The following is a 20307-nucleotide window of genomic DNA, read 5'->3' on the forward strand; positions in this document are numbered from 1 at the left end:
GGCATGACGACGCGGATCAACCCGAGCATCCTCGCTGCCGACTTCGCCAACCTCGAACGCGAGCTCGGGCGCATCGCGACCGCCGACCTCGTGCACGTCGACGTCATGGACAACCACTTCGTGCCGAATCTCACGTTCGGCCTGCAGATGGTGACCCGCCTGCAGGAGGTCTCGCCCATCCCGCTCGACGTGCACCTCATGATCGACGACCCGGACCGCTGGGCGCCGGCGTACGCCGAGGCGGGAGCGTTCTCGGTCACGTTCCACGCCGAGGCGGCGGGGGAGCCCGTCGCGCTCGCGCGGAAGCTCCGTTCCATCGGCGCCCGCGCGGGCATCGCGTTGAAGCCGGGCACGGATGCCGCGCCCTACCTCGACCTCCTGCCGGAGTTCGACCAGGTGCTCGTGATGACGGTCGAGCCGGGATTCGGCGGCCAGTCGTTCATCCACGAGACGATGCCGAAGCTCACCCGCGTCGCCGACGCCGTGCACGCCGCCGGCCTCGACGTCTGGTTGCAGGTCGACGGCGGGATCACGGAGGAGACGATCGGCATCGCCGCGGAGGCGGGAGCCGACACGTTCGTCGCCGGTTCGCATGTCTTCAACGGCGACGTGCCCGCCGAGCGCATCGAGGCGCTGCGCGCCGCGGTGGCCGCGCACCCGCACGAGCACCCGCGCGGGCATGGCGCGGCGCACCGGTAGTCTGGACGGGTGAAGACCTTCGACGACCTCTTCGTCGAGCTCAGCGACAAGGCCAGGACCCGCCCGGCGGGCTCCGGCACCGTGCGCCAGCTCGACGCCGGCGTGCACGCCATCGGCAAGAAGATCGTCGAGGAGGCCGCCGAGGTGTGGATGGCGGCCGAGTACCAGTCCGACGCCGACACGGCCGAGGAGATCTCGCAGCTGCTCTACCACCTGCAGGTGCTGATGCTCGCGAAGGGGCTCACGCCGGCCGACGTGTACCGACATCTCTGATCACGTCCATGACCGCAGATCAGTTCCGTCGACACGAAAGCCAGGGAATGCTCCGAATCGCCGTGCCCAACAAGGGCTCGCTCTCCGACACCGCCGCGCAGATGCTCTACGAGGCCGGGTACACCGGTCGCCGCGACTCGCGTGAGCTCATCGTCGCCGACCCCCGCAACGGGGTCGAGTTCTTCTACCTCCGTCCGCGCGACATCGCCACCTACGTCGGTTCCGGCGCGCTCGACGTCGGGATCACGGGGCGCGACCTGCTCCTCGACTCGGGTTCCGAGGCCGGCGAGATCGCCTCCCTCGGGTTCGGCGACTCGACGTTCCGGTTCGCCGGTCCGCCCGGCGCCTTCGACACGCTCGACGACCTCGAGGGCGTGCGCGTGGCCACGAGCTACCCGGGCCTCGTGGGCGACTTCCTCGCCCGGCACGGCGTGACCGCGAAGCTCGTCAAGCTCGACGGCGCCGTCGAATCCGCGGTGCGGCTCGGCGTGGCCGACGCGGTGGCCGACGTGGTCTCCACGGGTTCGACCCTGCGCAAGGCCGGGCTCGACATCTTCGGTCCCGTCATCCTCGAGTCCGAGGCCGTGCTCATCGGCTCGGGCGTCGAGCGGCCCGGCACCCAGACCCTCGTCCGCCGCCTCCAGGGCGTGCTGGTGGCGCGCCAGTACGTGCTCGTCGACTACGACGTCCCGGTGACCCACCTCGAGGCGGCCACGGCGGTCGCGCCGGGCTTCGAGTCGCCCACGGTCTCGCCGCTGCACGACCCCGAGTGGGTCGCCGTCCGCGTCATGATCCCGCGCGTCGACGTGAACCACGTCATGGACGAGCTGTACGAGCTGGGCGCGCGCGCGATCCTCGTGAGCGCCATCCACGCGGCACGTCTGTGAGGTGAGCGGATGTCGCTGGCCGTCCGTGTGATCCCGTGCCTCGACGTGGCCGCCGGCCGCGTCGTCAAGGGCGTGAACTTCCTCAACCTGCGCGACGCGGGCGACCCCGTGGAGCTCGCGGCGAAGTACGCCGCGCAGGGCGCCGATGAGCTGACTTTCCTCGACGTCACCGCAACGGTGGACGACCGGTCGACGACGTACGACATGGTGCAGCGCGTCGCCGAGCAGGTGTTCATCCCGCTCACCGTGGGCGGCGGCGTGCGCTCGACCGACGACGTCGCGCGGCTGCTCGGCCACGGTGCCGACAAGATCGGCGTGAACAGCGCCGCGATCGCGCGGCCGGAGCTCATCGCCGAGATCGCCGACCGGTTCGGCGCGCAGGTCTGCGTGCTCTCGCTCGACGTCAAGCGATCCGACCGCACCGCGTCGGGCTTCGTCGTCACGACGCACGGCGGCCGCACCGAGACCGACCTCGACGCGCTCGAGTGGGCCCGCCGGGCGATCGAGCTCGGCGCGGGCGAACTGCTCGTGAACTCGATCGACGCCGACGGCACCAAGGCCGGCTTCGACCTCGAGCTCGTCGGGCTGATGCACGAGCTGTCCTCCGTGCCGGTGATCGCCTCCGGCGGCGCCGGCGCGCTCGAGCACTTCGCTCCGGCGATCGCGGCGGGAGCCGACGCCGTGCTCGCGGCATCCGTGTTCCACAACGGCGAGCTCACCATCGGCGAGGTGAAGCGCGCCCTCGAGGCCGACGGGAGGACCGTCCGATGACCTACGCAGGCGACGAGGAGCTCGAGTCGGAGACCGAGCGCTGGGCGCCGGATGCCACCGCGGTGGACCGGGCCGCGTTCGACCGCGACGGACTGCTGCCCGCGATCATCCAGCAGTGGGACACCGGCGAGGTGCTCATGCTCGGCTGGATGGACCGCGAGGCGATGCGCCGCACGCTCACCGAGGGCCGGGTCACCTTCTGGTCGCGGTCGCGGCAGGAGTACTGGCGCAAGGGCGACACCTCCGGACACGCGCAGTACGTCAGGTCCGCGGCGCTCGACTGCGACGCCGACGTGCTGCTGGTCAAGGTCGAGCAGGTCGGCGTGGCCTGCCACACCGGAACCCGCACCTGCTGGGACGGCGACCCGCTCGACGTCGTCGTCGGCCACCCCGACGGACCCGCCCGCGACGGAGGAACCCCATGACGGCCGCCCGAACCGCGACCACGCGCCTCGACGACTTCACCGCCCTGCTGCAGGGACGCCGTGTCGTGCCGGTCGTGCGCGAGCTCTTCGCCGACGGCGAGACGCCGGTCGGCATCTACCGCAAGCTGGCGGGGGGCCGGCCCGGCACGTTCCTCCTCGAGTCGGCCGAGCAGGGCGGCATCTGGTCGCGCTACTCGTTCGTCGGCGCGGGCTCGTACGGCGTGCTCACGGAGCGCGACGGTGCGGTCGAGTGGCTCGACTACGGCATGTCGCGCGAGCGCGCCCTGGGCGAGGCGTCCGGGGACCGGGCCCCGCTCGCCGCCCTCGAAGCGGTCCACGAGCGCTGGGCGACCGAGGACGTGCCCGGTGCGCCGCCCCTCACCGGCGGGCTCGTCGGCTTCATCGGCTGGGAGGCGATCCGGCAGATCGAGCACCTGCCGAACCGGCCGCCGGCGGACTACGCGATGCCCGGGCAGGCGTTCTCGTTCGTCTCCGAGCTCGTCGTCATCGACCACCGCACGGGCACCGTGCAGCTCGTGGCATCCGTCCTGAACGATCGCGAGGAGCCCGCCGAGACGCTGTGGGCGGACGCGCAGGCCCGCCTGGACCGCATGCAGGAGGCGCTCGCGACGCCCGCCGAGGCCTACCTCGCCGAGATCGACCTGGCGCGCGCGCCGGAACCGCGTCACCGCACCGAGAAGGCCGACTTCCTCGCGGCGGTCGAGCGCTCGAAGCACTACATCCACGAGGGCGACATCTTCCAGGTCGTGGTGTCGCAGCGGTTCGAGCAGGATGCCACGGCGGACCCGATCGACGTCTACCGGGTGCTGCGCAGCCTCAACCCGAGTCCGTACATGTACCTGCTGCACCTCGAGGCCCCGACCGGCGAACCGTACTGGATCGTCGGCTCGTCGCCCGAGGCGCTCGTCAAGGTCGAGGACGGCCGGGTGTACACCCACCCGATCGCCGGGTCGAAGCCGCGCGGCGGGACGCCCGAGGACGACGCCGACCTCGAGGCCGAGCTCATCGCCGATCCGAAGGAGCAGGCCGAGCACCTCATGCTGGTCGACCTCGCCCGCAACGACCTCGCCAAGGTGTGCACCGCCGGCAGCGTCGAGGTGACCGAGTTCATGCGTGTCGAGCGGTTCAGCCACATCATGCACCTCGTCTCGTCGGTCGAGGGCGACCTCCGCGACGACGCGAACGCGGTCGACGTGTTCCGTGCGACCTTCCCCGCGGGCACGCTCTCCGGCGCGCCGAAGCCGCGAGCGCTCGAGATCATTGACGAGCTCGAACCGGCCCAACGGGGCCTGTACGGGGGCGTCGTCGGCTACTTCGGCTTCGGCGGCGATGCCGACCTCGCCATCGCGATCCGCACCGCGACCATCTCGGGCGGCATCGCACGCGTGCAGGCCGGGGGCGGGCTCGTCGCCGACTCCGACCCGGAGTCGGAGTACCAGGAGTCGGTCAACAAGGCGGCGGCGCCGCTGCGCGCCGTTGCCGTCGCGAACGCGATGCGGCGGGTGGGCTGAGCGCATGCGCCCCGAGCGGATGAAGCTGCCCGCGATCCTCGGCCTGCTGGCCGGCTCGGGCCTCGCCCTGCTCGCGTGGAGCCAGACCTGGTTCACCGCCCGGCTCGTCGACGGCCAGGCCACCGCGGGCGGCGCGAGCGCACTCGAGGTCGGGGGAGCGGTCGCCTCGCCGGCGCTCGCGGCGCTCGCGCTCGCGGGCCTCGCGCTGGCCGGAGCCCTCGCGATCGCGGGGCCCGTGATCCGGGTGGTGCTCGGCCTGCTCGGCCTCGCCCTCGGCGGAAGCGTCGTCCTCGCGTCCGCACTCGCACTCGGCGACCCGGTCCGGGCGGTTGCCCCGGCCGTCGCCGAGGCCACGGGCGTGGCGGGCGCGGAGCCGACCGCCGAGCTCGTGGCCGGCGTCGCCGCCTCGGCGTGGCCGTTCGCCGCGATCCTCGGCGGCGTCCTCATCGCCGTGGCGGGCCTCGTGGTGATCGTCACGGGCCGCACCTGGCCGACGTCGCGCCGATACGGCGGCGGCGCGCGACTCGCGCCCGACGCCCCGCGCGGCGGGGTACCCGCCTCGGACCAGGCCGTCGACGACTGGGACGGGCTCAGCCGCGGCGACGACCCCACCGCCGGCGAGACGGAGCCGACTCCCGACGACGCCGAGGGCACGGGCGACGGCCACGAGGCACCCGGCCGCACCCGGTAGACTCTCCACGACCCCCATCGCACAGAAGGAGCACCATGAGCACTGAGCACGCTGAGCCCGGCCACGGACACTCGCCCGCGGCATGGACCGCCGTGACGATCATGCTCATCGCGTTCGCGATCGGCACCGTCGCGTTCTTCCTCGACGTGCAGTGGCTCGTGTGGGCGGCCGCCGGCCTGCTCGTGCTCGGCGCGATCGTCGGCTGGGCGCTCGCGAAGGCGGGCTACGGCGTCGACGGCGCCAAGGTCGCGCCCAAGGCGCACTGACGCGTGCTCGCCGAGCTCACTGCGAACGCGGTCGCCGACGCCGAGTCCCGGCGCGCCGAACGGCCCCTCGCCGAGGTCGAGTCGGCGGCGCTGGCGCGTCCCGCGGCGATCGACGCCCTCGCCGCGCTCCGTCCGGCGCAGCACGTGAAGGTCATCGCCGAGATCAAGCGGTCGAGCCCCTCGCGCGGTTCGCTCGCGGCCATCGACGACCCCGCCGCGCTCGCACGCACGTACGAACTGGGCGGCGCGAGCGCGATCAGCGTGCTGACCGAGGGGCGCAAGTTCGGCGGCTCGCTCGCCGACCTCGAGTCGGTGCGGCAGGCGGTCTCGCTGCCCGTGCTGCGCAAGGACTTCATCGCCACCCCGTACCAGGTCTTCGAAGCCCGCGCGGCCGGTGCCGACCTGGTGCTGCTGATCGTCGCCGCGCTCGACGACGACACGCTGCGCGAACTGTACGCGCTCATCACCGAGCTCGGCATGACCGCGCTCGTCGAGACGCACTCCGCCGACGAGCTCGACCGCGCCGCGCAGCTCGGCGCCCGGCTCATCGGCGTCAACGCCCGCGACCTGACCACCTTCGAGCTCGACCGCGACCTGTTCGGGCGACTCGCCGATCGGTTCCCCGAGGGGGCGATCCGGGTGGCCGAGTCGGCGGTGCTGACGGCGGCGGATGTCGCGCACTACCGTGCCGCGGGCGCCGATGCCGTGCTCGTGGGCGAGGCGCTCGTCACCGGCGACCCCATCTCGAACCTCTCTGCATTCATGGCGGTGTGACATGGCCCTTCGTGCCCAGACCGGGCCGTACTTCGGCGAGTTCGGCGGACGCTTCGTCCCCGAGTCGCTGGTGGCGGCACTCGACGAGCTCTCCGAGGCGTACACCCTCGCGAAGCTCGACCCGGCCTTCGGCGAGGAGCTCGCCGAGCTCGGCCGGAGCTACACCGGCCGGCCCTCGATCATCACCGAGGTGCCCCGCTTCGCGGAGCACGCGGGCGGTGCCCGGATCATCCTCAAGCGCGAGGACCTGAACCACACCGGATCCCACAAGATCAACAACGTGCTCGGCCAGGCGCTGCTCACGCGCCGCATCGGCAAGAAGCGCGTCATCGCCGAGACGGGTGCGGGCCAGCACGGCGTGGCGACCGCGACGGCGGCGGCGCTGTTCGGCCTGGAGTGCACGATCTACATGGGCGAGGTCGACACCGAGCGCCAGGCGCTGAACGTCGCGCGCATGCGCCTCCTCGGCGCCGAGGTCATCCCCGTCAAGACCGGTTCACGCACCCTCAAGGACGCCATCAACGACGCGATGCGCGACTGGGTCACGAACGTCGAGACCACCAATTACATCTTCGGCACGGTGGCGGGTCCGCACCCGTTCCCCGAGATGGTCCGCGACTTCCAGGCGATCGTCGGCAAGGAGGCGCGCCAGCAGGTCATCCACCTGACGGGCGGCCTGCCCACCGCGGTCGCGGCCTGCGTGGGCGGCGGATCCAACGCGATCGGCATCTTCCACGCGTTCCTCGACGACTCCGACGTCGCGCTGTACGGCTTCGAGGCCGGCGGCGACGGCGTCGACACCCCCCGGCACGCGGCGACCATCTCGAAGGGGCGTCCGGGCGTGCTCCACGGCGCGCGCAGCTACCTCCTGCAGGACGAGGACGGCCAGACCATCGAGTCGCACTCGATCTCCGCCGGTCTCGACTACCCGGGCGTCGGGCCGGAGCACTCCTGGCTCGCCGCACTCGGCCGGGCCACCTACCTGCCGATCACCGATGACGCGGCGATGCAGGCCCTTCGCCTCCTCTCGCGCACCGAGGGCATCATCCCGGCCATCGAGTCGGCCCACGCCCTCGCCGGCGCGCTCGACCTCGGTCGTGAGCTCGGCCGCGACGCCACGATCCTCGTGAACCTCTCCGGGCGCGGCGACAAGGACATGGAGACCGCCGCGCGCTACTTCGAGCTGCTCGACGGGAGCGCCGAATGAGGAACGTGGGCGCCGTCATCCGTCGCCGCAACGAGGAGGCCGCCGGCGCGCTCATCGGCTACCTCCCCGTCGGCTTCCCCACGCTGGACGAGAGCGTCGAGGCGGCCGTCGCCCTGGTCGAGAACGGCGTCGACGTGCTCGAGCTCGGACTCCCGTACTCCGACCCGGTCATGGACGGCACGGTCATCCAGGCCGCGACCGTGCAGGCGCTCGCGAACGGCTTCCGCCTCGCGCACGGGTTCGAGGCGGTGCGCCGGGTCACCGAGCGGGTCGACGCGCCCGTCCTCGTGATGACCTACTGGAACCCCGTCGTGCAGTACGGCGTCGACCGGTTCGCCGACGACCTCGCCGCCGCCGGGGGAGCCGGGCTGATCACGCCCGATCTCATCCCCGACGAGGCCGGCGACTGGCTCGCCGCCTCCGAGCGGACCGGTCTGGACCGCGTGTTCCTCGCGGCGCCCTCGTCGACCGACGCCCGGATCCGCCAGGCGGTCGAGGCGAGCCGTGGCTTCGTGTACGCGGTCTCGACCATGGGCATCACCGGCGCCCGGACCGACGTCGACCAGGCCGCCCGGGGCCTCGTCGGGCGACTCCGCGAGGCGGGCGCCGAGGCGAGCTGCGTGGGTCTCGGCATCTCGACCGCCGAGCAGGTGGCCGAGGTCCTCGAGTATGCGGAGGGCGCGATCGTGGGATCCGCGCTCGTGAAGGCCCTCGCCGATGGCGGGGTCGAGGCGGCCGGCGCGCTCGCGGCCGAGCTCGCGCGCGGCACCGCCCGGAAGTGAAGTAGTCTCGACGGGGCCGCCGCGCGCGGCGCCCCCGCACCATCGACGAAAGGCAGACGCCGGCGTGTTCGCACCGCTCAGCATCCCGACTCCCGACGAGGAGTGGCGCACCCTCGAGATCCCGCTGCCGTGGGGCGGCATCCTGCCGATTCAGATGTACGCGCTCTTCATCCTGACGGGCATCGTCATCGCGACGATCATGACCTCGCGTCGCCTCACCAAGCGGGGCGCCGAACCGGGCATCGTGCTCGACGTCGTGCTGTGGGCCGTGCCGCTCGGCATCATCGGCGCTCGCCTGTACCACGTCCTCACCCACCCCGACGACTACTTCGCGGGCCAGGAACTGTGGCGCATCATCGCGATCTGGGAGGGCGGCAACGCGATCTACGGTTCGCTCATCGGCGGTGCCGTCGGCGTCATCATCGCCTGCCGCCTGACCGGCCTCCGCTTCTGGTCCTTCGCCGACGCGCTCGCGCCGGGTCTCCTCGTCGCCCAGGCGATCGGCCGGCTCGGCAACTGGTTCAACGCCGAGCTCTACGGCTGGCCGACCGACCTGCCCTGGGGCCTCGAGATCCCCTCCGACAACCCGGCGTGGCCGCAGGGCCTCGCCGAGGGCACCCTGTTCCACCCGACGTTCCTCTACGAGATCGTGTGGAACCTCGTCGGCGTCGCCGTGCTCCTCGGGCTCGAGCGCTTCTTCCGCCTCCGCTGGGGCATGATGTTCGGCGCCTACCTCATCTGGTACGGCGCGGGACGCGCGGTGTTCGAGACCATCCGCGTCGACCCGAGCGAGATGTTCCTCGGCATCCGGTCGAACGTCTGGGCGTCGTTCGCGGCGATCATCATCGGCCTCGTCATCATCCTCGTGCAGCGACGCCGGCACCCCGGCATCGAGCCGAGCGTCTACCGCCCGGGCCGTGAATGGAGGCCCGCGGATGCTGAGGTAGACTCGGACGACACCGAGTCCGACTCCGACTCTCTCGACGAAGGCGTCGAGGGTGAGAACGCACCCGGCGAGCCGGCAGCCACAAGCTCGAGCCGCTCGGCCTCCGCGTAGGCCACGCCACCACACCGCGTTCTCCGACTCGGCGCCGCACCTCGCGCCGTGAACCTCCCTCCGTGGGCCGACGTCGTCCCCGCTGCCTAACGAGATACCGAGGACGGTCCAACGTGTCGCTTTCCCCTCCCCACTCCCGGTTCGGTCTGACGCCGCCCGCCCAGGGCATGTACGACCCCGCCGACGAGAAGGACGCCTGCGGGCTCGCCATGGTGGCGACGCTGCGCGGCACCGCCGGTCACGACATCATCCAGGCGGCGCTCGACAGCCTGCGCAACCTCGAGCACCGCGGGGCGGTCGGCTCCGACGCGGGTACGGGCGACGGCGCCGGCATCATCACGCAGGTGCCCGACGCGTTCCTGCGCGAGGTCGTCGACTTCCCGCTGCCGCCCGCGGGCGCGTACGCCGTGGGCAACGCGTTCCTGCCCGTCGACCCCACCGCGCGGTCGACGGTGAAGCAGCAGCTGCAGCGCATCGCGGCATCCGAGGGTCTCGAGGTGCTCGGATGGCGCGAGGTGCCGGTGCGCCCGGAGGAACTCGGCACGCTGGCCCGCGCCGCGATGCCCGTCGTGCAGCAGCTCTACGTGCGGAGCTCGGCGAACACGGCCGAGGGCGAGCACCTCGCCGGGATCGCGCTCGACCGGCTCACCTTCCGGCTGCGCAAGCGCGCCGAGCGCGAGCTCGAGCTCTACTTCGCCTCCCTCTCCAGCCGCACGCTCGTCTACAAGGGCATGGTCACCACGCTCCAGCTCGAGCCGTTCTATCCCGACCTCTCCGACGAGCGGTTCGCCTCCAAGCTCGCCCTGGTGCACTCCCGGTACTCCACGAACACGTTCCCCTCGTGGCCGCTCGCGCAGCCGTTCCGGATGATCGCGCACAACGGCGAGATCAACACCATCCAGGGCAACCGCAACTGGATGCGCGCCCGGCAGTCGCAGCTCGAGTCGGAGCTGCTCGGCGAGCTCGACCCGCTCATGCCGATCGTGACGCCCGGCGCGAGCGACTCGGCCTCGTTCGACGAGGTCGTCGAGCTGCTCACCCTCGCCGGCCGCACCCTGCCGCACGCGGTCATGATGATGGTCCCCGAGGCGTGGGAGAAGCAGGCCGAGATCGATCCGGCGCGCCGGGCGTTCTACGAGTACCACTCCATGCTCATGGAGCCGTGGGACGGCCCCGCCGCGATCGTCTTCACCGACGGCAGCCTCGTCGGCGCGACGCTCGACCGCAACGGCCTCCGGCCCGGCCGGTACGTCGTGACCGACGACGGGCTCGTCGTGCTGGCGAGCGAGATCGGCGTGCTCGACCTGCCGCAGAAGCGCATCGTGCGGAAGGGCCGCCTGCAGCCCGGCCGCATGTTCCTCGTCGACACCGAGGCCGGCCGCCTCATCGAGGACGACGAGATCAAGTCCGAGCTCGCGGCATCCGCACCCTGGGGGGAGTGGCTCGACGAGGGCCGCATCCGCCTCTCCGACCTGCCCGAGCGCGAGCACATCGTGCACCCGCCGGCATCCGTCAACCGCCGTCAGCGCACCTTCGGCTACACGGAAGAGGAGGTGAAGATCCTCCTCGCGCCGATGGCGGCGACCGGTCAGGAGCCGCTCGGCGCGATGGGATCCGACACCCCGATCGCGGTGCTCTCCGAGCGTCCGCGGCTGCTCTTCGACTACTTCACGCAGCAGTTCGCCCAGGTCACCAACCCGCCGCTCGACTCGATCCGCGAACAGGTCGTGACCTCGCTGTCGACGTCGCTCGGACCCGAGCGGAACCTGCTCGCCGCGGGCGCCGAGCACGCGCGCCAGGTCTCGCTCGACTTCCCGGTGATCGACAACGACCAGCTGGCGAAGATCGTGCACATGACCTCGCCGTCGGGCGCGCGCGCCACCCGGACGCTGCGCGGGCTGTACCGCGTCGACGACGGACCCGACGGCCTGCGCGCGCGCCTCGAGGAGCTGGCCCGCGAGGTCGACGAGGCCATCGACGAGGGCGCCTCGTTCATCGTGCTGAGCGACCGCGACTCGACCAAGGACCTCGCGCCGATCCCGTCGCTGCTCATGCTGTCGGCGGTGCACCACCACCTCATCCGCTCCGAGACCCGCATGAAGGTCGGTCTCGTGGTCGAGGCCGGCGACGTGCGCGAGGTGCACCACGTGGCGCTCCTCGTCGGCTACGGCGCCTCCGCCGTGAACCCGTACCTCGCCATGGAGTCCTGCGAGGACCTCGTCCGCTCGGGCACGCTCGCGGGCGTCACGCCCGAGCAGGCGGTGCGGAACGTCATCACCGCGCTCGGCAAGGGCGTGCTGAAGATCATGTCGAAGATGGGCATCTCGACGATCTCGTCGTACGCGGGCGCGCAGGCGTTCGAGGCGGTCGGGCTCTCGCAGGAGTTCATCGACGAGTACTTCACCGGGACCACCTCGAAGCTCGGCGGCGTCGGCATCGAGGTCATCGCGCGGGAGAACCTCGCCCGGCACCAGGTGGCCTACCCGGCGGATGCCGCGGTCCGGGCCCACGAGCGACTGCAGACCGGTGGCGAGTACCAGTGGCGCCGCGACGGGTCGCCGCACCTGTTCAACCCCGAGACGGTCTTCCGTCTGCAGCACTCGACGCGGAACCGTCGCTACGACATCTTCCGCGAGTACACGCACATGGTCGACTCGCAGGCCGAGCAGCTCATGACCCTGCGCGGCATGTTCGCGCTCCGCACGGGCGTCCGCCCGCCGGTGCCGATCGACGAGGTCGAGCCGGTCGAGTCGATCGTGAAGCGGTTCTCCACGGGCGCGATGAGCTACGGCTCCATCTCGAAGGAAGCGCACGAGACGCTCGCGATCGCCATGAACCGGCTCGGCGCGAAGTCGAACACCGGCGAGGGCGGCGAGGACCTGGAGCGACTCCTCGACCCGGACCGGCGCAGCGCGATCAAGCAGGTGGCCTCCGGCCGCTTCGGCGTGACGAGCATGTACCTCACGCACGCCGACGACATCCAGATCAAGCTCGCACAGGGCGCCAAGCCCGGCGAGGGCGGGCAGCTCCCGCCGACCAAGGTCTACCCGTGGGTCGCCCGGACGCGCCACGCGACCGCGGGCGTCGGCCTCATCTCGCCGCCGCCGCACCACGACATCTACTCGATCGAAGACCTCAAGCAGCTGATCTTCGACCTGAAGCGCGCGAACCCGAAGGCCCGCATCCACGTGAAGCTGGTCAGCCAGTCGGGCATCGGCGCGGTCGCGGCGGGTACGGCGAAGGCGCTGGCGGATGTCATCCTCGTCTCCGGCCACGACGGCGGCACGGGCGCGAGCCCGCTGAACTCGCTCAAGCACGCGGGCACCCCGTGGGAGCTCGGCCTCGCCGAGACGCAGCAGACGCTCATGCTGAACGGCATGCGCGACCGAGTGGTCGTGCAGGTCGACGGGCAGCTGAAGACCGGTCGCGACGTCGTCATCGGCGCCCTGCTCGGCGCCGAGGAGTTCGGCTTCGCGACGGCCCCGCTCATCGTCGAGGGCTGCGTCATGATGCGCGTCTGCCACCTCGACACGTGCCCGGTCGGCGTCGCGACGCAGAACCCCGAGCTGCGCAAGCGGTTCACGGGCAAGCCCGAGTTCGTCGTGAACTTCTTCGAGTTCATCGCGCAGGAGGTGCGCGAGTACCTTGCGGAGCTCGGCTACCGCTCGCTCGACGAGGTCATCGGCCGGCGCGAGCTGCTCGACATCGACCGCGCCGTCGCCCACTGGAAGGCGTCGGGGCTCGACCTCACCCCCGTGCTCGTGGGTCCGGACTTCTCCGGCTCCGAGCCGCGTCGCAACTTCCGTGCGCAGGACCACGAGCTCGAGGAGCACTTCGACAACGAGCTCATCCGGCGCAGCGCCCTCGTCCTCGAGCAGGGCGGTCGCGTCGGGATCACCCTGCCGATCAAGAACACCGAGCGGGCGGTCGGCACCATGCTCGGCCACGAGGTCACCGTCCGGCACGGCGCGGAGGGCCTGCCCACCGGCTCGATCGACGTCACGCTGACCGGTTCGGCCGGGCAGTCGTTCGGCGCGTTCCTGCCGAGCGGCATCACGCTCCGACTCGAGGGCGACTCGAACGACTACGTCGGCAAGGGCCTGTCCGGCGGTCAGGTGATCGTGCGTCCGTCGCGCGAGGCCGGCTTCGTCGCCGAGCGGAACGTCATCGCCGGCAACGTCATCGGCTACGGCGCGACCCGGGGCAGCATGTTCATCCGCGGCATCGTGGGGGAGCGCTTCCTCGTCCGGAACTCCGGCGCCACGGCGGTCGTCGAGGGCGTGGGCGACCACGCGCTCGAGTACATGACCGGCGGCCTCGCGCTCATCCTGGGCGGCACCGGCCGCAACCTGGGCGCGGGCATGTCGGGCGGAACGGCGTACGTGCTCGACCTCGCCGAGGCGCGCGTGAACCGCGAATCGCTCTCGAGCGGCGAACTCGAGCTGCACCCCCTGGGCAGCGCCGACCACGAGATCGTCCGCGACCTGCTCGAGCAGCACCTCGAGCACACCGACTCCGCGGTCGCCGCGGCGCTCCTCGCCGAGGGTGCCGTCGCGTTCGACCGCTTCACCAAGGTGCTTCCGCGCGACTACGCCGCGGTCCTCCGCACCCGCCAAGCGGCGGTCGACGAGGGGCTGGACCCCGACGGCGACGTCGTCTGGACGCGAATCCTGGAGGTGACGGGTGGCTGACCCGAAGGGCTTTCTGAAGGTCACCGAGCGCGAACTGCCCAAGCGGCGGCCCGTGCCGGTGCGGATCATGGACTGGAAAGAGGTCTACGAGCAGGGCGACCCCGCCCAGGTGCGGCGGCAGGCCGGACGCTGCATGGACTGCGGCATCCCGTTCTGCCACCAGGGCTGCCCGCTCGGCAACCTCATCCCCGAGTGGAACGACCTCATGTGGCGCGGAGAGGGCCGCGCGGCCATCGAGCGGCTGCACGCCACGAACAACTTCCCGGAGTTCACCGGACGCCTCTGCCCGGCCCCGTGCGAGTCCGCCTGCGTGCTCGGCATCAACCAGCCTGCGGTGACGATCAAGCAGGTCGAGGTCTCGATCATCGACCAGGCGTTCGGCAACGGCTGGGTGCAGCCGCAGCCGCCCGGGCGCCTCACCGGCAAGACCGTGGCCGTGGTCGGGTCGGGCCCGGCGGGCCTCGCCGCCGCCCAGCAGCTCACCCGGGCCGGTCACACGGTCGCCGTGTACGAGCGCGACGACCGCATCGGCGGCCTGCTGCGCTACGGCATCCCCGACTTCAAGATGGAGAAGAAGCACCTCGACGCACGCCTCGCGCAGATGACGGCCGAGGGCACGCGCTTCCGCGCCGGCGTCGAGATCGGCGTCGACCTCTCGTGGGACGAGCTCCGACGCCGCTACGACGCCGTCGTGGTCGCCACGGGTGCGCTCGTGCCGCGCGACCTGCCGATCCCGGGCCGTGACCTGCCCGGCGTCCACTTCGCCATGGAGTACCTCACCCAGGCGAACCGCCGGGTCGCCGGCGAGGACGTCTTCGACCAGATCACCGCGGAGGGCAAGCACGTCGTCGTCCTCGGCGGCGGCGACACGGGCGCCGACTGCATGGGCACCGCGCACCGGCAGGGCGCCCTCTCGGTCACGAACCTCGCGATCGGCAAGCAGCCCAGCCCGACGCGGCCCGCGGAGCAGCCGTGGCCGATGCACCCGACCCTGTTCGAGGTGCAGAGCGCCCACGAGGAGGGCGGCCAGCGCCAGTACCTCGCGTCGACCGTCGAGTTCCTCGCGAACGACGCCGGCGAGGTCCGTGCGATCCGCGTGGCGGAGACCGAGTACCTCGACGGCCGCCGGGTTCCGAAGGCCGGCACCGAGCGCGAGATCCCGGCGGACCTCGTGCTGCTGGCCCTCGGCTTCACGGGCCCCGAGACGGATGCCGCGCACGACCAGCTCGGCCTGCAGGCCTCCGACCGCGGCAACTTCGCGCGCGACGCCGACTACGCCACGGCCGAGCCGGGCGTGTTCGTCGCGGGCGATGCCGGCCGCGGCCAGTCGCTGATCGTCTGGGCGATCGCCGAGGGACGCGCTGCGGCGGCATCCGTCGACCGGTACCTTGAAGGTGAGACGCAGCTGCCGAGTCCCATTCCTGCGACGGCGCGAGCCTTCGCCGTCTGACCGGCGCCGCGGGCGCCTGACGAGTCCGTATCCAGCGCTACGGCGCGCGAACCCCCTGGAGCACACACCACATGAGAAGAGCGAAGATCGTCGCCACGCTCGGGCCGGCAACGTCCAGCTACGAGCAGATCCGCGCGATCATCGACGCCGGCATCGACGTCGCCCGGATGAACCTCAGCCACGGCAGCTACGACGTGCACGAGGGCGTCTACCAGAACGTCCGGAAGGCGGCGAACGACTCGGGCCGCGCCGTGGCCGTGCTGGTCGACCTCCAGGGGCCGAAGATCCGCCTGGGCAAGTTCGCCGACGGCCCGCACGAGCTCGCCGAGGGCGACATCTTCAAGATCACGACCGAGGAGATCCTCGGCACGAAGGAGATCGTCGGCACCACCTTCAAGGGCCTGCCGCACGACGTCGAGGCGGGCGACCACCTGCTGATCGACGACGGCAAGGTGCGGGTCGAGGTGCTCGAGACCGACGGCACGGTCGTCACCACGAAGGTCGTCGTCGCGGGTCCGGTGTCGAACAACAAGGGCATCAACCTCCCGGGCGTGGCCGTGAACGTGCCGGCGCTGTCCGAGAAGGACGAGGCCGACCTGCGCTGGGCCCTGAAGCTCGGCGCCGACCTCATCGCGCTGTCGTTCGTGCGCAACGCCGCCGACATCGACCGGGTGCACGAGATCATGTCCGAGGAGGGCCGCCGCCTCCCGGTCATCGCCAAGATCGAGAAGCCGCAGGCCGTCGACGCCCTCGAGGGCATCGTCGAGGCGTTCGACGGCGTGATGGTGGCCCGTGGCGACCTCGGCGTCGAACTGCCCCTCGAGGCGGTGCCGATCGTGCAGAAGCGTGCCATCGAGATCGCCCGCCGGCTCGCGAAGCCGGTGATCGTGGCCACGCAGATGCTCGAGTCGATGACCCACTCGCCGGTCCCCACGCGCGCCGAGACCTCGGACGTCGCGAACGCCATCCTCGACGGCGCCGACGCGGTCATGCTCTCGGGCGAGACGAGCGTGGGCGAGTACCCGGTCCAGACCGTCAAGACCATGGCCCGCATCATCGAGTCCACCGAGAAGCACGGGCTCGAGCGCATCCCCCCGCTCGGCACGAAGCCGCGCACGCAGGCCGGCGCGATCACGCTCGCCGCGGTCGAGGTCGCCGACTTCGTCGAGGCGAAGTACCTGTGCGTGTTCACCGAGTCGGGCGAGTCGGTGCGACGGATGACGCGACTGCGGTCGAACATCCCGATCCTCGCGTTCACGCCCTATCCCGCCATCCGTCGCCGCATGGCGCTGAACTGGGGCGTCGAGTCGTTCGTGGTCGAGCGCGTCACCCACACCGACCAGATGGTCGGCCAAGTCGACGAGGTGCTCGCGAAGACGGGCAAGGCCGAGGCGGGCGAGAAGGTCGTCATCATCTCGGGTTCGCCTCCCGGAATCCCCGGCACCACGAACGACGTGCGCGTGCACGTCGTCGGCGAGGTGCTCTAGCCGCTCGCGCCACGAGGCCCGGTCGTCCGTCGGACGGCCGGGCCTCGTTCGCGTTCGCAGGTGCTGGTGCCGGTGGTGGGGGTCGAACCCACACGCCCTCTCGGGCAAAGCATTTTGAGTGCTCCGCGTCTGCCATTCCGCCACACCGGCCGGAGCGCTCGCCCAGAATACCGTAGGCTTTCCTGCGTGACAGACACCGAAGAGACCCAGTCAGCGCCGCGCCGCGTCGTCGTCGCGGAGGATGAATCGCTCATCCGCCTCGACATCGTCGAGATCCTGCGCGACAACGGCTTCGAGGTCGTCGGCGAGGCCGGAGACGGCGAGACGGCGGTCGCACTCGCGACCGAGCTCCGCCCCGACCTCGTCATCATGGATGTGAAGATGCCGCAGCTCGACGGCATCTCCGCGGCGGAGCGGCTCTCGAAGGGCCACATCGCCCCGGTCGTGCTCCTCACGGCGTTCAGCCAGCGGGAGCTCGTCGAGCGCGCGACCGAGGCCGGCGCGCTGGCCTACGTGGTGAAGCCCTTCACGCCGAACGACCTCCTGCCCGCGATCGAGATCGCGCTGGCCCGGCACGCCCAGATCATCGCGCTCGAGGCCGAGGTCGGCGACCTCGTCGAGCGGTTCGAGACCCGCAAGCTCGTCGACCGCGCCAAGGGCCTGCTGAACGAGAAGATGGGGCTGACCGAGCCCGAGGCGTTCCGCTGGATCCAGAAGGCCTCGATGGACCGTCGCCTCACCATGAAGGACGTCTCGCAGGCCATCATCGAGCAGCTCGCACCCAAGAAGTAGCCGCCGGGACTTGCGTCCCTCGCCCGCCGACCCCGTCGTGGAACGATGGGTCCGCCCGGACTGGGCGGTCCGGTTCGGACGAGGTGAGGGGGCCGCATGCTCGGCGACGGACGTTCTGCACTGGTCAGCCGCTTCGAGGAGGTCGGTCTCGGCGACGCGGCATCCGTCGGCGGCAAGGGGGCGAACCTCGGCGAGATGACCTCGGCCGGGCTGCCGATCCCGCCGGGCTTCGTGGTCACCGCGTCCGCGTACCTCGAGGCCGTGGAGCGGGCGGGGGTGCGGGAGCGGCTGCTCGAACGCTTCCGCGCCGCTGCGGCGGAGGCCGACGACCCGGAGGCCCTCGCGCGCGCGGCGGCCGAGCTGCGCGAGACGGTGCGGGCGGTCCAGGTCCCGGACGACGTCCGCGAGGCGATCCTGGGGGAGTACCACCGCCTCGGCGCCGGGGCCGCCGTGGCGGTGCGCTCGTCGGCGACCTCGGAGGATGCCGCGGGCACCTCGTTCGCGGGGATGCACGACACGTACAACAACGTCGTGGGCGACGAGGCCGTGCTCGCCCGACTGCGGGACTGCTGGGCGTCGCTCTACGGCGACCGCGTCATCTCGTATCGGGCGAGCCAGCGCATGGACGAGGAGCCGGTGCTCGCGGTCGTCGTGCAGACGCAGGTGGCCTCCGACCGGTCCGGCGTCATGTTCACGGTCGACCCGTCGACCGGGGCGCGCGACCGGCTCGTGATCGAGGCGGCGCTGGGGCTCGGCGAGGTCGTGGTCTCCGGGGCGGTCGAACCCGACACGTACGTCGTCGCGAAGGACGGCCCGCGCCTGATCTCGGTGCGCGTCGGACGCCAGTCGCACGCCCTCGTGCCCGGATCGGACGGGACGGTCGTGCGCGAGGACCTCGATCCGGTGCGTGCCGACGCGCGCGTGCTCACCGATGACGAGGTGCTCGCCGTCGCGTCCCTCGGGCTGCAGGTGGAGCAGCACTACGGCGAGCCCCAGGACACCGAGTGGGCGTACTCGGCGGGGCGGCTCTGGATGCTCCAGTCGCGCCCGGTGACCACCCTCGGCGGCGGTCCGGGGGAGGCCGGCGTCCCGGTCGCCGGCGGACCTCCAGCGGGGACGGTCCTGCTGCGCGGGCTCGCCGCCGCGCCCGGTCGCGTCTCCGGACGGGTGCGCATCCTGCAGAGCCCCGCCGACGGACCCCGCCTGCAGTCGGGTGAGATCCTCGTCGCCCCCATGACGAACCCGGACTGGGTGCCCACGATGCGCCGCGCCGCGGCCGTGGTCACCGACGGCGGCGGCATGACCTGCCACGCCGCCATCGTGGCGCGGGAGCTCGGCGTGCCCGCGATCGTGGGGGCGCGCACGGCGACGTCGGCGCTCCGGGACGACGAGCTCGTCACGGTCGACGGCGCGAAGGGCGAGGTGATCGAGGGCGCGGATGCCGCGGCATCCGCTGCACCCGGCGCCGGAGCGCCGCCGGCGATGGTGTCGCCGATCCCGGCACCCGCGGCGCCCGAGGCGCTTGCGACCCGGCTCTACGTCAACCTCGCCATCGCGGAACGCGCCGCGGACGTCGCCGCGCAGGACGTCGACGGTGTCGGGCTGCTGCGCGCCGAGTTCATGATCACCGATGCCCTCGGCGGCCTCCACCCGCGCGAGCTGCTCGCCCGCGGCCGACGGGACGAGTTCGTCGATCGCATGAGCGGATCGCTGCTCCAGGTGACGCGCGCGTTCGGGACGCGCCCCGTGGTGTACCGCACCATCGACTTCCGCACGAACGAGTTCCGCGGGCTCGAAGGCGGCGAGCGGTTCGAGCCGCAGGAGAACAACCCAATGATCGGCTACCGCGGTGCCTACCGGTACGTCCGCGAGCCGGAGCTGTTCACCCTCGAGCTGGAGGTGCTCGCGCGGGTGCGCGAGGAGACGCCGAACCTGCACGTCATGCTCCCGTTCGTGCGCACCCGCTGGGAGCTCGAGGCCTGCCTCGAACTCATCGACGACAGCCCGCTCGGCCGTCAGCGCGGCCTGAAGCGCTGGGTCATGGCCGAGGTGCCCTCGATCGCGTACCGGATCCCGGAGTACGCGGCGATGGGCATCGACGGGGTCTCGATCGGCTCCAACGACCTCACGCAGCTCATGCTCGGCGTCGACCGGGACTCCGAGCTGTGCGCCGAGCTCTTCGACGAGTCGGATGCCGCGGTGCTCGACGCCATCGAGCGGATCATCACCGCCTGCCACGCGGCCGGCATCACCTCGTCGCTGTGCGGGCAGCGCCCGTCGAACGACCCGGCGTTCGCCGAACACCTCGTGCGCTTCGGCATCGACTCGATCTCGGTCAACCCGGATGCCGCTGACCGCGCTCGTCGCGTGATCGGGGCCGCCGAGCGTCGCATCGTGCTCGACGCGGCGCGCGGCGGCGGGGCGGGCTGAGCCCGGCGACATCCGTCGGCGGACACCGGTCGCCGGGGTGCCGGCGGCGTCGCCGGCGCCCCGGAGGTGTCGGTGCCCGCTTGTAGTCTTGGG

The 20307-nt window shown here is 71.8% G+C and carries 17 protein-coding genes and 1 tRNA gene; 17 read left to right on the top strand and 1 reads right to left on the bottom strand.

What is annotated here, in order from left to right:
• Nucleotides 1-3: 3 nt before the first annotated feature.
• The 15 genes from rpe (at nucleotide 4) to pyk (ending at nucleotide 16992) form a co-directional block, all read left to right on the top strand.
• Nucleotides 4-699, top strand: coding sequence for a ribulose-phosphate 3-epimerase (gene rpe / locus RH861_RS08995; protein WP_067947291.1), 696 nt, complete (start codon nucleotides 4-6; stop codon nucleotides 697-699).
• A gap of 9 nt (nucleotides 700-708) precedes the next feature.
• The gene (locus RH861_RS09000; RefSeq protein WP_067947293.1) at nucleotides 709-972 is read left to right on the top strand and encodes a phosphoribosyl-ATP diphosphatase; all 264 of its coding nucleotides are present in this window, start codon (nucleotides 709-711) and stop codon (nucleotides 970-972) included.
• A 47-nt stretch (nucleotides 973-1019) separates the two neighbouring features.
• Nucleotides 1020-1859 carry an ATP phosphoribosyltransferase gene (gene hisG / locus RH861_RS09005; RefSeq protein WP_067947296.1) on the top strand — a complete coding sequence of 280 codons (840 nt, stop codon included), beginning with the start codon at nucleotides 1020-1022 and terminating at the stop codon, nucleotides 1857-1859.
• A gap of 9 nt (nucleotides 1860-1868) precedes the next feature.
• Entirely contained in the window at nucleotides 1869-2630 is a 762-nt protein-coding gene (hisF, locus tag RH861_RS09010; protein WP_067947298.1) for an imidazole glycerol phosphate synthase subunit HisF, read from the top strand.
• Nucleotides 2627-3055 (top strand): phosphoribosyl-AMP cyclohydrolase, encoded by a 429-nt coding sequence (gene hisI, locus RH861_RS09015; protein WP_082847050.1) that lies wholly within the window; start codon nucleotides 2627-2629, stop codon nucleotides 3053-3055. The genes hisF and hisI overlap by 4 nt, the downstream gene beginning before the upstream one ends.
• Entirely contained in the window at nucleotides 3052-4587 is a 1536-nt protein-coding gene (locus tag RH861_RS09020) for an anthranilate synthase component I (RefSeq protein WP_067947300.1), read from the top strand. Before hisI ends, RH861_RS09020 begins: the two co-directional genes overlap by 4 nt.
• Before the next feature lie 4 nt (nucleotides 4588-4591).
• Entirely contained in the window at nucleotides 4592-5278 is a 687-nt protein-coding gene (locus RH861_RS09025) for a Trp biosynthesis-associated membrane protein (RefSeq protein WP_310520708.1), read from the top strand.
• A 35-nt stretch (nucleotides 5279-5313) separates the two neighbouring features.
• The gene (locus RH861_RS09030) at nucleotides 5314-5544 is read left to right on the top strand and encodes a DUF6704 family protein (protein ID WP_067947304.1); all 231 of its coding nucleotides are present in this window, start codon (nucleotides 5314-5316) and stop codon (nucleotides 5542-5544) included.
• 3 nt (nucleotides 5545-5547) lie between these two features.
• A complete protein-coding gene (gene trpC / locus RH861_RS09035) occupies nucleotides 5548-6318 on the top strand; it encodes an indole-3-glycerol phosphate synthase TrpC (protein WP_310520709.1) in 771 nt (256 codons plus the stop codon).
• A 1-nt stretch (nucleotide 6319) separates the two neighbouring features.
• Nucleotides 6320-7525, top strand: coding sequence for a tryptophan synthase subunit beta (gene trpB, locus RH861_RS09040; protein ID WP_310520710.1), 1206 nt, complete (start codon nucleotides 6320-6322; stop codon nucleotides 7523-7525).
• The gene (trpA, locus tag RH861_RS09045) at nucleotides 7522-8307 is read left to right on the top strand and encodes a tryptophan synthase subunit alpha (protein WP_310520711.1); all 786 of its coding nucleotides are present in this window, start codon (nucleotides 7522-7524) and stop codon (nucleotides 8305-8307) included. The genes trpB and trpA overlap by 4 nt, the downstream gene beginning before the upstream one ends.
• A gap of 64 nt (nucleotides 8308-8371) precedes the next feature.
• Nucleotides 8372-9364, top strand: coding sequence for a prolipoprotein diacylglyceryl transferase (gene lgt, locus RH861_RS09050; protein ID WP_374760968.1), 993 nt, complete (start codon nucleotides 8372-8374; stop codon nucleotides 9362-9364).
• A 167-nt stretch (nucleotides 9365-9531) separates the two neighbouring features.
• On the top strand, nucleotides 9532-14055 hold the full coding sequence (gltB, locus tag RH861_RS09055) for a glutamate synthase large subunit (RefSeq protein ID WP_310520822.1): 4524 nt from the start codon (nucleotides 9532-9534) through the stop codon (nucleotides 14053-14055).
• Nucleotides 14048-15505: a glutamate synthase subunit beta gene (locus RH861_RS09060; RefSeq protein ID WP_310520712.1), complete on the top strand. Its 1458-nt coding sequence runs from the start codon at nucleotides 14048-14050 to the stop codon at nucleotides 15503-15505. The genes gltB and RH861_RS09060 overlap by 8 nt, the downstream gene beginning before the upstream one ends.
• 71 nt (nucleotides 15506-15576) lie before the next feature.
• On the top strand, nucleotides 15577-16992 hold the full coding sequence (gene pyk / locus RH861_RS09065) for a pyruvate kinase (RefSeq protein WP_067947319.1): 1416 nt from the start codon (nucleotides 15577-15579) through the stop codon (nucleotides 16990-16992).
• A 64-nt stretch (nucleotides 16993-17056) separates the two neighbouring features.
• Here pyk and RH861_RS09070 read toward each other — a convergent pair.
• Nucleotides 17057-17142 (bottom strand) — tRNA-Leu (locus RH861_RS09070).
• Nucleotides 17143-17178: 36 nt separating this feature from the next.
• Here RH861_RS09070 and RH861_RS09075 point away from each other — a divergent pair.
• Together RH861_RS09075 and ppsA are read left to right on the top strand one after the other, a co-directional pair.
• Nucleotides 17179-17784, top strand: a complete 606-nt coding sequence (locus tag RH861_RS09075; protein WP_067947321.1) for an ANTAR domain-containing response regulator — start codon at nucleotides 17179-17181, stop codon at nucleotides 17782-17784.
• Between the two features lie 96 nt (nucleotides 17785-17880).
• Nucleotides 17881-20214 carry a phosphoenolpyruvate synthase gene (gene ppsA / locus RH861_RS09080; protein ID WP_310520713.1) on the top strand — a complete coding sequence of 778 codons (2334 nt, stop codon included), beginning with the start codon at nucleotides 17881-17883 and terminating at the stop codon, nucleotides 20212-20214.
• The last annotated feature ends 93 nt before the right edge of the window (nucleotides 20215-20307 follow it).

This window comes from Agromyces indicus (assembly GCF_031432295.1).
In the GTDB taxonomy this organism is placed as follows: Bacteria; Actinomycetota; Actinomycetes; order Actinomycetales; family Microbacteriaceae; genus Agromyces; species Agromyces indicus.

Excerpts from the sequence above, each read along its gene's own strand:
- rpe (WP_067947291.1), top strand. The coding sequence starts at position 4 with ATGACGACGCGGATCAACCCGAGCATCCTCGCTGCCGACTTCGCCAAC.
- hisG (WP_067947296.1), top strand. The coding sequence starts at position 1,020 with ATGCTCCGAATCGCCGTGCCCAACAAGGGCTCGCTCTCCGACACCGCC.
- hisF (WP_067947298.1), top strand. The coding sequence starts at position 1,869 with ATGTCGCTGGCCGTCCGTGTGATCCCGTGCCTCGACGTGGCCGCCGGC.
- hisI (WP_082847050.1), top strand. The coding sequence starts at position 2,627 with ATGACCTACGCAGGCGACGAGGAGCTCGAGTCGGAGACCGAGCGCTGG.
- RH861_RS09020 (WP_067947300.1), top strand. The coding sequence starts at position 3,052 with ATGACGGCCGCCCGAACCGCGACCACGCGCCTCGACGACTTCACCGCC.
- RH861_RS09025 (WP_310520708.1), top strand. The coding sequence starts at position 4,592 with ATGCGCCCCGAGCGGATGAAGCTGCCCGCGATCCTCGGCCTGCTGGCC.
- RH861_RS09030 (WP_067947304.1), top strand. The coding sequence starts at position 5,314 with ATGAGCACTGAGCACGCTGAGCCCGGCCACGGACACTCGCCCGCGGCA.
- trpB (WP_310520710.1), top strand. The coding sequence starts at position 6,320 with ATGGCCCTTCGTGCCCAGACCGGGCCGTACTTCGGCGAGTTCGGCGGA.
- trpA (WP_310520711.1), top strand. The coding sequence starts at position 7,522 with ATGAGGAACGTGGGCGCCGTCATCCGTCGCCGCAACGAGGAGGCCGCC.
- gltB (WP_310520822.1), top strand. The coding sequence starts at position 9,532 with ATGTACGACCCCGCCGACGAGAAGGACGCCTGCGGGCTCGCCATGGTG.
- pyk (WP_067947319.1), top strand. The coding sequence starts at position 15,577 with ATGAGAAGAGCGAAGATCGTCGCCACGCTCGGGCCGGCAACGTCCAGC.
- ppsA (WP_310520713.1), top strand. The coding sequence starts at position 17,881 with ATGCTCGGCGACGGACGTTCTGCACTGGTCAGCCGCTTCGAGGAGGTC.